The sequence below is a fragment of the Pectobacterium sp. F1-1 genome (assembly GCF_025643735.1).
In the GTDB taxonomy this organism is placed as follows: Bacteria; Pseudomonadota; Gammaproteobacteria; order Enterobacterales; family Enterobacteriaceae; genus Pectobacterium; species Pectobacterium colocasium.
In genome coordinates this window covers 853,649-866,837 of sequence record NZ_CP104733.1, presented here as the reverse complement: position 1 = coordinate 866,837, position 13,189 = coordinate 853,649, and the positions used below count along the sequence as shown (strand labels likewise).

Below are 13,189 nucleotides of genomic sequence, written 5' to 3'. Positions count from 1 at the left end.
TCTTTTTGTCAGCGGCTAGCACACGGCATCTGTACCCTTTTTAAGAAGGCCCACATCTGTGCGATGGAACCCACTTAGAGTGTACATTATTCACACTTATCTGCCCGTTGATAATCAGATAAATCTATTTCATTAATAGATTACATATAATTAACAACTGAAACAAAATCTCAACAGATGGAACACAGGTGAACGCGCTAAATAGCTGGCTTACGTAGAAATATACTCTGAACGGGGTTTTTACTATCGGCTGAATAAGCGGGATCTTTATGCCTTTTGATCGTAAAGGGCGATCAAAAACTTGATAACAATAGATATAATCTATTGAAAACAATGAATTGATCGTTAATGACATTATAACAGCACAGATAATTCTGCTGACGATCATATTGTGACATACATCACTTATTGTGTTTTGGCTACCACGAAAAACTGCCTGTTTTCTGAACCAAAAGACTATCTTTTAAGTAACGCCTCACTGCTTTTCCTGCATTGCGTGATCAATCGCGCAAAAAAGAAACAAAGATAACGGGTTAACTACAATTAACCATTATTTGACATAGCATTAACATGTTTAAGGAGAAGCGCTATGACACAACATAATAAACACACCATTCCCGCCGCAATTGCGGAAAATGCACTGATAAATGCTCAGCAATACGAAAATATGTATCGGCTGTCCGTTGACGATCCCGCTGCCTTTTGGGGTGAGCAGGGAAAGATCGTCGATTGGATCAAACCCTATAAAACTGTCAAGAACACCTCATTCGACCCCGGCCACATCAGTATCCGCTGGTTTGAAGACGGTACACTCAATGTGGCAGCAAACTGCCTGGATCGCCATTTGGCCGAGCGTGGCGATCAAACCGCCATCATCTGGGAAGGTGATGACGCGACACAAAGTAAAAAAGTCACCTACCGTGAACTGCATCAGTCCGTGTGCCGCTTCGCCAATGTGCTGAAGTCCCAGGGCGTCAAAAAAGGCGATGTTGTTGCTATTTATATGCCAATGGTGCCGGAAGCGGCCGTGGCAATGCTGGCCTGTGCCAGAATCGGAGCGATCCACTCGGTGATCTTCGGGGGCTTCTCTCCCGAAGCGATTTCTGGGCGTATCATCGATTCCAGCGCCAAGCTGGTTATTACCGCCGATGAAGGCGTGCGCGCCGGGCGTGTGGTTCCGCTGAAGAAGAATATTGATGAGGCGTTAAAGAACCCGAACGTCACCACCATTACCAGCGTTATCGTTTTCCGTCGTACGGGTAAAACCGGTGAATGGCAGGACGGACGCGATCTGTGGTGGCACGAACTGGTTGAAAAAGCAGACGACCATTGCCCGCCAGAAGAGATGAACGCGGAAGATCCGCTCTTTATCCTTTATACGTCGGGTTCAACCGGTAAACCCAAAGGCGTGTTGCACACCACTGGCGGCTATCTGGTCTATGCTGCACTGACCTTCAAATATGTCTTCGACTATCATCCCGGCGACATTTACTGGTGTACGGCGGACGTTGGCTGGGTCACGGGGCACAGTTACCTGCTTTATGGCCCACTGGCATGCGGTGCGATTACGCTGATGTTCGAAGGTGTACCAACGTGGCCGGACGCCAGCCGCATGGCGCAAGTGGTCGATAAGCATCAGGTCAACATCCTCTATACCGCTCCCACCGCGATCCGCGCGCTGATGGCTGAAGGTGATAAAGCGATTGAGGGCACATCGCGTGAATCCCTTCGGATCATGGGTTCCGTCGGTGAGCCAATCAACCCGGAAGCCTGGGAGTGGTATTTCAACAAAATCGGCAACGGTAAGTGCCCTATCGTCGACACCTGGTGGCAAACGGAGACGGGCGGCTTCATGATCACCCCTCTGCCTGGCGCGATTGAAGCGAAAGCCGGCTCCGCGACGCGCCCATTCTTCGGCGTACAACCTGCACTCGTCGATAACCTCGGCAACCCGCAGGAAGGCACCGCGGAAGGCAATCTGGTCATCGTGGATTCCTGGCCGGGTCAGGCACGAACCCTGTTTGGCGATCACGATCGCTTCGAACAAACCTATTTTTCTACCTTCAAAGGCATGTACTTCAGCGGTGACGGCGCGCGCCGTGACGAAGATGGCTATTACTGGATTACGGGTCGCGTTGACGACGTGTTGAACGTTTCCGGGCATCGTCTGGGGACGGCGGAAATCGAATCAGCGCTCGTTGCCCATCCCAAAATTGCTGAAGCGGCCGTCGTCGGCATTCCACACCATATGAAAGGGCAGGCTATTTACGCCTACATCACGCTGAACCACGGCGAGGAGCCGTCCAGCGAGCTGTATACGGAGGTTCGCAACTGGGTACGTAAGGAAATCGGCCCGATTGCAACTCCAGATATCCTGCACTGGACTGACTCTTTACCAAAAACGCGATCCGGCAAAATCATGCGTCGTATTTTGCGGAAGATCGCCGCCGGTGACACCAGCAATCTGGGGGATACCTCAACGCTGGCCGATCCAGGCGTCGTCGAAAAACTGCTCGAAGAAAAGCAGGCCATGAGTACCGCCTCTCAATAACCCTCTGACCCACCGCTCTCTTCATTCCCGTAAGCCATGACGTGGCTTGCGGGGATGTGGCTGGCGATAAATCAGGCGGCGGCGTCGCGGCAATACTCAACCCTACAGATTACTGGAGACTTACGATGAATGATGCCATTTATCAACGGATTGAAAGTAACCCCTTATTCAGAGAACTGGTCAACAAACGGCAGCGTTTCGCTGTTTTCCTCTCGATCATCATGCTGGTGCTTTATGTGGGTTTTATCCTGCTCATCGCCTTTGCACCTGGCTGGCTGGGAACGCCCATCAGCTCGGGTTCCAGCATTACCCGTGGTATTCCGATTGGCGTGGGATTGATTGCGATCTCCTTCATCTTGACAGGCATTTATGTGTACCGCGCTAACGGTGAATTTGATCGTCTGACCAAACAGTTACTGGATGAGGTAAAGCAATGAAAATACGCTTTATGATGCTGTTCGGACTTTTGACGCTGCCGGTGCTTGCGTGGGCGGCGGATGCCCTCACGGGGGATGTCCAGCGCCAGCCGTTGAATATTCAAGCCATCGTGATGTTTCTGTTGTTCGTCGGCGGTACGCTGTATATCACCTACTGGGCGTCGAAGAAAACCCGTTCACGTAGCGATTATTATACGGCTGGCGGCAACATCACCGGCTTTCAGAACGGGCTGGCGATTGCGGGCGACTACATGTCCGCCGCCTCCTTCCTCGGTATTTCTGCGCTGGTTTATACCTCCGGCTACGACGGCCTGATCTACTCACTCGGCTTTTTGGTCGGCTGGCCCATTATTCTGTTTCTGATCGCAGAGCGGCTACGCAACCTCGGGCGTTATACTTTTGCTGACGTCGCCTCCTACCGTTTGCAGCAGCGCCCGATCCGTAGCCTTTCCGCCTGCGGTTCGCTGGTGGTTGTGGCCCTGTATCTCATCGCACAGATGGTTGGCGCGGGGAAACTTATCGAACTGCTGTTCGGCCTCAACTACCATGTGGCCGTGATACTGGTCGGTATTCTGATGGTGATGTATGTGATGTTTGGCGGCATGCTCGCCACCACATGGGTACAGATTATCAAAGCCGTCCTGCTGCTATTCGGCGCCACCTTCATGGCCGTCATGGTGATGAAATCCGTAGGATTCAGCTTTAACGAACTGTTCAAACAGGCGATGGTGGTTCACCCGAAAGGTGCATCAATCATGAGCCCCGGAGGGCTGGTTTCTGATCCAATATCCGCGCTGTCCCTCGGCTTAGGCCTGATGTTCGGTACCGCCGGCCTGCCGCACATTCTGATGCGCTTCTTCACCGTCAGTGATGCGAAAGAAGCTCGCAAGAGCGTGTTCTATGCCACAGGTTTCATGGGCTATTTCTACTTCCTGACCTTCATCATCGGCTTCGGCGCCATCCTGCTGGTCAGCGCTAACCCTGCGTTCAAGGACGCAACAGGCGCGCTCATCGGTGGGAATAACATGGCGGCGGTGCATCTGGCCGATGCGGTCGGTGGCAACTTCTTCCTCGGTTTTATCTCTGCTGTAGCCTTTGCCACCATTCTGGCCGTCGTTGCGGGTCTGACGTTGGCAGGCGCGTCTGCCGTGTCCCACGATCTCTACTCCAACGTGATCAAGAAAGGGAAAGCGACGGAGCGTGATGAGCTGAAAGTCTCGAAAATCACCGTACTGGTGCTGGGTGTCGTAGCGATTTCGCTGGGTATCCTGTTTGAGAACCAGAATATCGCCTTCATGGTTGGTCTGGCCTTCTCCATCGCTGCCAGCTGTAACTTCCCGATCATTATCATCTCGATGTACTGGTCAAAACTGACCACTCGCGGGGCGATGATTGGCGGTTGGGCAGGTCTGTTGACGGCCGTCATTTTGATGATATTGGGGCCGACTATCTGGGTGAAAATCCTCGGTCACGCCACCCCCATTTACCCTTACGATTATCCAGCGCTTTTCTCCATGCTGGTCGCGTTTATCGGTATCTGGTTCTTCTCCATCACCGATCGCTCCGAATCCGGGCAGCAGGAACGCGCTCGCTTCCATGCGCAGTTTGTCCGTTCACAAACCGGCGTCGGCGCTTCAAAAGGCAGTTCCCACTAATCCTCCCTCTCACTGGCCCGCATTCGCGGGTCAGTTCTTTTATGAAGCTCAATATCCTCCATAAATCAGGGGAAAGATCTCTGTTAGTAGCACGCAAGGTTTCGTGCGCACTAACCAATGCTACTTTCTGCAGCCATTGCAGCACGCGCCCGACATGGAGCGGCTCAGTCGCCGCCGCCCCATGTCCCCTGGCTTTTCGCGTTAATCGCGTCGCTACGCGATGCCTTCGGCGTGCGTGACTGCTGTTCGGGCCGTCAATGACGCGCTCCCGGCGCGGCACTGACTTTCACGGCGTCCTGCCGTTCACCCGGCAGCCCCACCCAACTCAGCGCGATTTTTTACGCGAAGGAATAAAAACACCAACGCATTGTTATTTAAAATAATTTAAAAATAATGCATCATTGTCTTATAGATCTATCAGTGCCATTTAGCCAACACTTCACAACCGGGTTTTACTCCTCGCTTAAGGTCACCACGTCGTACATCACGCTGCCACCTTTTAATTGCAGCGTGATCGTGTTGTTGCCGTTTCGCAGGAAACGAGATGACACAGGGATGCGGGCGATATGGTAGCGGCCGCTTTGTAGCGCGCCACGATAAATGGTTTTGTCGTTTCCGTAAGTCAGTGTTTCCAGCGTCCTGCCGTTTACCACTACCGCCAGCTGCGGCAGGGTCGGTTCACTCATGCCGCTGTTGCTGGCCGCCGCCAGTGCGATGTTCAGGAAATAGGTTTTCTTCTCTGGTCGCAGAGCAAAGCGGATATCCCATTTTCCCGGTTTGGTCTGCGCGTAATACCAGTCGCGTTGATAGTCGCTGCGGCCAATATCGAACGTCAGATTGGCCGGAACCTCCTGCTGCCAGCGTGTATTGCGTGCTTCGTCGCCAAAGCGGAATTCACTTGCCTGACGATTGGCTTGTCCAATGGCCCAGATAACCGGTTCGGCTTTGGGCAAAGCAATCACAGGCAGCGCTTGCTTGTCACCGGAAATGGACAGCGTCTGCTCTGCCAATATCCCCGGCTGCGTACCGCTGTTGGCATAAACCGCCAGATGGTAATTGCCCGGACGGACATGGGAAAATGTAAAATTTCCCTGTGCATCAGTCGTTGCCTGATACGCATAGCCGCGGGTTTGCACATCAAACGGTTCATCCAATGACGACGAAAGCACGACGGTGACGGATTGCGGACTGGCAATGCGCCCGCTAACCTGCGTACGCTCGCGCGCATAGCGAGAATCGTCCACCCAGGTATACGGCCAACTGACCGTTTCCGTCAGTGCCTGACGTCGGGCATCTGCCAGCATCTGTTCGGTATCGCCCTGATTGATGTACAGCAGCCACGGGCCGTAGAATTTTTTCCAGCCCGGCGGTACCACCATATCCGGCGTACCGAAGTGCGAGCCCGTCATGTAGTTCAGAATGATCGCATCCTGATGTACCAGCAGATCCTGCTTGAGCGCATCGCCAGAAAAATACTCTCGGTTGCCGTGAATCAGCCACGCTCCCACGCCATTACCGAAAACGCCCCAGAAAGGCGCGGCACGCATATAGCCGGCAAAGTCATATTTGGAATAAATGCTGCCATCCGGCAATCGCCAGGTTTCATCCTGCACCTTCGGCAAGGCCTCAAGCTGGCTGTAGAGCAGCGGTTTGCCCTGACGATCGCCGTTGTAGAGATGATCTAACCGAGCAGGATCGAAACGATAGACGTTACGCAGTTCACTGACTTTAACCTCCTGATTTCCGCTATTTTCAGCAACGACATAGCTGTAAAGCCCGCTAACGCCACGACGCATAATCAGGTGATATTCAAGCCGTAACAGCCCGTTTCGGTCATCGATATAGGCCACATGCGCCATATCACGATCGTTGCGCAGCACCTCCACCCGCTCGGGGACAAAATCTTTGACGCCTTTGACATAAGCATCGTTAACATAGTAATCGAGATAAGCGCTACGGTTTTTGCTCGGATCGCGCACCGCGCCGGACAGGTTAGTGACGATATTCTTGCCTCCCGCCACCATGCTCACCGCGCTGCCATCTTCCCGAATGCGACTTTCAGCAAACCGTTATCCAGCACGGTATTCAAACCAGAAACAGATAGCGACACCGCATTATCCTGCGCGCTGTAGCTATAGGGTGCCAACATCGCCCCCACCAACAACAAGACAGATCGCTTCACAGTCAGCCCTCTTGTATTCCACTGTTTAGACAGAAACGTTTATCGCGATGATTCGGGCTACGGCAATTGCCAGATATTAGGGGAAACACGGTGATGAGGTTCCCGCAGGGACACCTCGCACCGTGGTAGCCCCGTGTATCTCGGTATGGCACCAAACCTTGTCGCTGAAATTAAAAATTTCTGCCATTTTAAATAGATAGGATAGGAATATCAGGAACAACATAATCGAGGGGGGAAGCGCCCTCCTTCACGTCACTGCCAGCAGAAACAGGAAGCTGGCAGTGACAGGAAGAAAGTCAGGATCGACATCGCAGAAATCAAAACTGATCAGAATGACAGCTCGCGAATCAGTACGGCGGATACCACTTTCCAGCCGCGAATGAACAGGCTTTGCGCCTCACCGTCCATCACTACCGTACCGCGCAACACCTGCGGCTGAGCACGATAGTCGGCAGGTAGACTGAGCAATACACGATAAACCGCATGCTCGGGATGCAGCTTGCGCTGCGAATCGCTCAACGTGGCAATGTCGCCGCCATAAACCGAGGCGAGTTCCGGCGTAGCATTCAGATCGCGGGTGGCCGTGCTGGCAATCTCCACAATGGTGAGCGGCAGGGATGAGCGGCTGACATCCTGTAAATAAAATGTGCCCTTTCCGCCCATGTGCAGCCGCTGCCAGTCTTTTTCCGACACGAACGCCTCTACCAGCCCACCGGTTGGCTTGGTGACAACGGCCAGCCATTCGCCCTGCCCCAGCCACTCGCCGGTTTCCAGCGGCGTTGTCATGTCAGCCACCACGCCGTCTATCGGAGCACGTACCGTCAGCTGTTCAGACTGGCGCTGCAAGACCTGTAACTTTTGCAACGCCGCGTCATGCTCCTGCTTCACCCGCTGGTGATCGCCAACCGCTTCCTTGTTGAATACCTGAAAGGTACTTTGCCAGTTCAGCGTCGCGATTTGTCGCTCCAACTGCTGCCGTTCATGCGCCAGCGCATCAGACGACAGCATAAAGAGCGTTTGCCCGGTGCGCACCGGCTGGCCGACCTGCACCTCAATGCGCTGAATCATCGCGGGTACGGGCATATACAAGCTACTTTGCTGTTCCGCACGCAAAAGCGCGGGTGCATACACGCTGCGCTGCCAGGGAATCAGCAACGCGAGCAGAATCACGGCGCTCACGGCAAGCGTTGTCGTCATATTACGGTTCATACGGTAATCCTTACGGCGTTTACTCCATTCGCGCACTTCATTCACCACCGGCATCACCACGAAATAGCCGATTTCAATGGCGAAAAGCAGCATCCCCAACAGCTTGAACGCCATGTGGTAAACCAGAATCGCGATACCGGTAAACAGGAAGAAACGGTATATCCACACTGCAAAGGCATAGCCCACCAGCGTGCGTTGCAGCCAGCGCGGGAAGTGCTCCGGCGGGGCATCCCCTAAGCCGAACAGCCATTCCCGCATCTGCCAGCGGCCGATAGCAAAGCCGCGGTTTTGCAGGTTTGGTACCTGTAGCCCATCGGACAGCAGGAAATAGCCGTCAAAGCGCATCAGCGGACTGAGGTTAATCGCCAGCGTCATAATCCATGTGGTGGTCGCCAGCATAAATGCGGCGCTGCGCAGCATGCCATCCGGCAAGAAGCTCCATGCCAGCGTAGCCCACGCTGCCAGCACCAGCTCGGTCATCATGCCCGCTGCGCCAATCGCCATTCGCTGCCGACGGCGCGTGAGCTTCCACGAACCGGACGTATCGGTATACAGAACTGGCATCATCACCAGAAACGCGACGCCCATCGTGGCGACTCGCGCACCAAAGCGCTTGCAGGTGTAGGCGTGGCCGAATTCATGCAGAATCTTGGTAACGCACAGCGTCAGCCCCGCCAGCGCTGCGCCTTCCAGCGTAAAGAAATGCAGAAAGGTATGCTTGAACGTTTCCCACTGGCGTCCGGCCAGGAATAGCCCCAGCACAGCCACCAGCAGCGTCAGTTTGAGGAAAGCCCGGCTGAAAAACGGTTCGACCCACGGCAGCGTCGCCCCAGAAAGCGATCCGGATGCCATAAGGGGATGCGAAAAAACAGATAGTTCTTCAACAGCTTGCGCCAGATCGAAACGCGCGACTGTTCCACCTGACGAGAAAACTGCGCCAGCGCGTCATCACCGGAAACGCGCGTCAGGCTGTTAGCCTGCAAGAAGCGGTTGAAATACTGCACATCACTGTCATCCAGCGTGAGAGCAGAAGTTTGGTTAACCTCGGCAACAATTTGCGCTGCATTGCCCATCGACCAGCGCGAGAGCATCGCCATTTCCGCCCAGCCGATACGAAAATAGAGACCACGTAGCGGATCTTCCAGCGTCCAACTGGGCGAACCGTCGCGGTTAGCCGGCCCGGCGTGCAGGATCAGTTCATCCCGTAGCGGGCTGAGTGCGGCAGGCGACGGCATTACACCCCCAGCCAGACGCGCAGGGAAGCCAGCGGTTTACGCAGCAGGTAAACGAACAGCACCGTGCGTTTCCCGTACAGCTTAGCGGTTCCCTTCAGGCCCACACGCAGCTGCGGGTCATCTTGCGTAAAGCGCGCCCGAAGCCGATAGGCCATCACATTATCCGGCGTTGCCGCAGCACGATAGCCAATCTGTTCAAGCCGCGCGTCCTGCGCCGAATTCGGTGCCACATTGAGGAACAGGCGCACATCTGCACCGTTTTCCAGCGCAATCGCATCCGCCGCAGGTAATTGGATTTCCAGTTCAACATCGTGTGGATCGGCGATCATCATGATACGTTCGCCCACCGCCACCGAGCGCCCAATCCAATCGCTGCTGTCGTCAAAAATCGCCACGCCATCACGCGGGGAAACGAGCTGCATACGTTCCTGCTGACGTTGCAGAAAATCCATGTCGCTCTGCGCCTGTTCGCGGCGGCTTTGCAGCACGGCCAGACTGGCCTTGCTATTAGCATCGAACAACGCCTGCTGCTGTGCCTGACGATACTGGGCATCGGCGGTGGCAAACGCCTGCCGCGCAGACTCTAGCCGGTTTTCCAGTTCGCGTACGTCCAGCCGTACCAGCGGCTGATTGGCGCTGACGGCCTGATTAGGGCGTACCAAAATGTCATCCACCACGCCCGCCACCGGGGCGCGCACCATCACCGGGCGGTGTGCGACAATCTCCGCCGGTGCCAGCACCGACTGGCGTACCGGAAATAATAAGATCAGCACCAGCGCCACAATCCCTACCAGAATCAAACGACGTTTCTTTGGGCTGGTATTCGTCTGCCGCCGACGTTGTTTCTGCAAACTCGCCCACGCGTGAGCATACGCTTCCGCCAGCTTTTCTAGCAGAACGATCTCAGCAGGCAGCCATGCGCTGTCCCGCGCTAACACCAGCACCAGCGGCATATCGCCCTGCGCTAAGCGTAGCGGCAGCCAGAGTAAAAATTCCGGCAGATGTTCCTGCCACAGGACTTGATCATCAATGGGTAATTCGCGGCATTGCAGCGCCTGCGCTTGTCGCCCTTCTTCCTGCCACTGGCGGCACAGACGGCTAAATTCGGTACAAAACGGCGCGTTGTGATCGAGCGAGGCCAGTCCGGAAGCCGCCTGCAAGCGCTGTTTATCACAGTCCCACAGCAGCGCCTGTCGATACTTCACTACGCTGTGCGTCTCATTGACGATAAAAAACGCCAGTTCATCCAGCGTTTCACGCGCTCTGGCACGGCTTTGCAGTTGCAACAGCTCGGCCAGCAGCGCCAGCCGGGTATCTTGTTCAGTTTGTGCTGCTGTCGTGTTCCGGTCGGTCATGGCGACACGCTGCCTGCATCAGGCGGCACGATTTGCGCCACGCCGCTCATGCCCGGCAATAATCCGGCTGTGGACTGAGTAATGCGACCAAAAACTTTTACCGATTGGCTAACCGGATCGATCGCCGAAGAAAGCCGGCTGATTTCCGCCGGATAGCTCAGACCCGTTTCATCCAGCGTAACCTGAAAAGCGCTGCCCTGCTTTAACCACACCAGCCAGCGCGACGGCACGATCATTTCCAGCTCGAACGCGCTGTCATCATAAATCGCCAACAGCTCTTTACCTTCCGGCACGGATTCCCAGCGTTTCACCTTGGTTTCCGTGACGCGGCCGGAGAACGGGGCTTTAATAGCACAGCGTTGCAGCATGGCGCGATTGACGCCGCTTTCCGCCTGCGCCATCGACACCGACGATCGCGCTTGATCGACATCCGACAGGCTGATCGAATTGAGCTTGTCTAACCGATCGGCAATCGCCAGCTTCTTACGCGCGGCATTCTCTGCGGCGTTTGAGTAGTTCAGCTTTTCGCGCAGCACGGTGCAGTCAAACGTGACCAGCGTATCGCCCTGCTTGAAGTGTTCGCCCTCTTTCACCGCAATGTCCGTCACTTTTCCGGCAATTTCGCTGGATAACACGGTATAGCGCTGCGCGCTAAGCTGCACGCGAATGTCTCCCGACGTCGCAGCCTGCCCCCAGAGGGGCAGACTTAACGCACTCACCAGCAACAGCGGACGCATCATGCCGAAAGCCATTAACGCGAACCTCCCGCCTGTAGGGATTGCAGGTTATCCCACATATCGGTATTCACGACGCGGTAGGGTTTCCCCGCGTTGGCGGATGGCGTGGCTGCCACAGGCGTGATGGGCTTCGCGACCGTTGAACCTGTTGCGGAAGCGGTAACGGCAGGAGCCGTCGTGGTGGCCGGCGTAGCCGGTGTTGACAGGGACAGACGCGGCACCGCAACGCCGCCTTTCTCAAGATTACCCGTGGTGCGGGCAATCGAATTGCTCAGCGCCGCCAGACTGACATCGCTCACGTTATCCGGCAGCACATCCAGCCCGGCCGCCTGATACACCGCGCCCAGCGCGTTCTGCACGTCGGCAAAGCTGCGGTCACGCGCGCGTGTCGTCAGAATGGTTTCCGTGCTGACGCGTACCTGCTCCATTTGCGTTTCAGCACGGTGCTGTACGCTGAGCGTGGTTTGATTGAGGATACCGCGCTGAATCCGCGCCAGTTCCTGATAGCGGCCGAACATCCGCGTACTCTGCTGATATTCCTGCCAGGCGACGTTCACCTGCGTCAGCACCGCCATACGCAGCGCCTGACGGCGAACTTCCGCCAGATCTTCGTTCGCCTGTCCGGCTCGTTTCACCGATGACCATGACAACACATTCAGCAGGTTGCCGCTGACCTGAACGCCCGCGTTCGCCCACTGGTGATTGACCAGATAGCTGTTGCTGTCACCGTTGATTCCAGCAAATAGCGACACACCCGGCAGCAGACGCAGCAGCGATTTACGGGTTTCCAGTACGCTATTGCGTGCCAGATAGCTCTCTTCGCGCACTTCCGGGCGTTTAACCATCGAGAAGTTTTCCAGATCGTCGAGCGAGTAAGCCATCTTCGGCGCAACCAAACTGCTTTCGCTCGGCACAACGACATCGTACTTGCTGGACGGCGGCAGGTTCATCAGCGCCGCCAGACGGGACTTCGCCACCACCAGATCGCTGTCGACGATTTCCAACTGGCGCACCATCTCCAGCATATTTTTCTGGAAACGCAGCGCCTCAACCGGTGCCAACAGTCGCTGTTGCTCGGTCTGGCGCGCATATTCCAGCGCCTGACGCGCCTGCGTCAGCGCCGTGGTCACTTCCGGCTGCAAACGCTGCGCAGTTGCGGCTTCCCAATAGGCCGTCCGCACCTGACGGGTAATATCCGCGACGACGCGACGACGGCGTTCTTCTGCCGCCAGCGATTTGTTCGCCTGTACTTTGGCGTTGAAATAGCTGATACCAAAATCCAGCACGTTCCAGCTCATTGTCAGATCGGCGGTGCGCTGGGTCTGATCCTGACTGGTGGATGCTTCCAGCGATTGTCGTCCCGTGGTCACCGACTGGCTACTTGAGCCAGCGACGTTATCGCGGGTTTGCAGCCCGGCACGCACGGTCAGTTTCGGTAACAGCATATCCAGATTCTGTACGCCCAACAGGTCGTCTTCCATCGCCTGTTCCATCAGCGCGACTCGTTGTTGCAGGTTATATTTCAGCGCACGGGCAATCGCTTCATCCAGCGTGATCGTGCCGCGTACCGGTTCCTGATTGGCGAACATCTGCGTTCTGTCGCTCAGCGCCTGGGCAACCTGCTGCTCAACCGTAATCGGCTCAGGCTTGACGGCACAGCCCGCCAACCCCAGACAGGCAAGGGTCACGGCGATCCGTAACGCCCGGGAACCCGCGGTGCGTGGTGTAGCCTCGTGTTGAACGTGCTGCTGACTGTCGTGTTGCTGGCTATCCCAGAAATGCGCTATGTGCTGATTCACCCGGGTTCTCCCCATCTTCTATTTGTCTG

8 protein-coding genes and 1 pseudogene are annotated in these 13,189 nt (G+C 55.6%); 3 read left to right on the top strand and 6 right to left on the bottom strand.

Annotated features, from left to right (window positions below):
* The first annotated feature begins 589 nt into the window (after window positions 1-589).
* From acs to actP, 3 genes are all read left to right on the top strand, one after another.
* Window positions 590-2,551, top strand: coding sequence for an acetate--CoA ligase (gene acs, locus NAL19_RS03820; protein WP_263058797.1), 1,962 nt, complete (start codon window positions 590-592; stop codon window positions 2,549-2,551).
* 125 nt (window positions 2,552-2,676) lie between these two features.
* Window positions 2,677-2,988, top strand: coding sequence for a DUF485 domain-containing protein (locus NAL19_RS03815; protein ID WP_225086974.1), 312 nt, complete (start codon window positions 2,677-2,679; stop codon window positions 2,986-2,988).
* Window positions 2,985-4,643, top strand: coding sequence for a cation/acetate symporter ActP (gene actP / locus NAL19_RS03810; RefSeq protein WP_225086973.1), 1,659 nt, complete (start codon window positions 2,985-2,987; stop codon window positions 4,641-4,643). The genes NAL19_RS03815 and actP overlap by 4 nt, the downstream gene beginning before the upstream one ends.
* Window positions 4,644-5,095: 452 nt before the next feature.
* On the opposite strand, the gene NAL19_RS21765 is transcribed toward actP, so the two are convergent.
* From NAL19_RS21765 to NAL19_RS03780, 6 genes and pseudogenes are all read right to left on the bottom strand, one after another.
* The gene (locus NAL19_RS21765; protein WP_411561425.1) at window positions 5,096-5,779 is read right to left on the bottom strand and encodes a polysaccharide lyase family protein; all 684 of its coding nucleotides are present in this window, start codon (window positions 5,777-5,779) and stop codon (window positions 5,096-5,098) included.
* Between the two features lie 890 nt (window positions 5,780-6,669).
* Window positions 6,670-6,825 (bottom strand): hypothetical protein, encoded by a 156-nt coding sequence (locus tag NAL19_RS21760; protein ID WP_411561415.1) that lies wholly within the window; start codon window positions 6,823-6,825, stop codon window positions 6,670-6,672.
* 327 nt (window positions 6,826-7,152) lie between these two features.
* A pseudogene (locus NAL19_RS03800) lies at window positions 7,153-9,269 on the bottom strand (HlyD family efflux transporter periplasmic adaptor subunit).
* A complete protein-coding gene (locus NAL19_RS03790; protein ID WP_263058794.1) occupies window positions 9,269-10,624 on the bottom strand; it encodes an efflux RND transporter periplasmic adaptor subunit in 1,356 nt (451 codons plus the stop codon). The pseudogene NAL19_RS03800 and the gene NAL19_RS03790 overlap by 1 nt, the downstream one beginning before the upstream one ends.
* The gene (locus NAL19_RS03785) at window positions 10,621-11,376 is read right to left on the bottom strand and encodes an efflux RND transporter periplasmic adaptor subunit (protein WP_263058793.1); all 756 of its coding nucleotides are present in this window, start codon (window positions 11,374-11,376) and stop codon (window positions 10,621-10,623) included. The genes NAL19_RS03790 and NAL19_RS03785 overlap by 4 nt, the downstream gene beginning before the upstream one ends.
* Window positions 11,376-13,160, bottom strand: coding sequence for a TolC family protein (locus tag NAL19_RS03780; RefSeq protein WP_225086967.1), 1,785 nt, complete (start codon window positions 13,158-13,160; stop codon window positions 11,376-11,378). Before NAL19_RS03780 ends, NAL19_RS03785 begins: the two co-directional genes overlap by 1 nt.
* Between the last annotated feature and the right edge of the window lie 29 nt (window positions 13,161-13,189).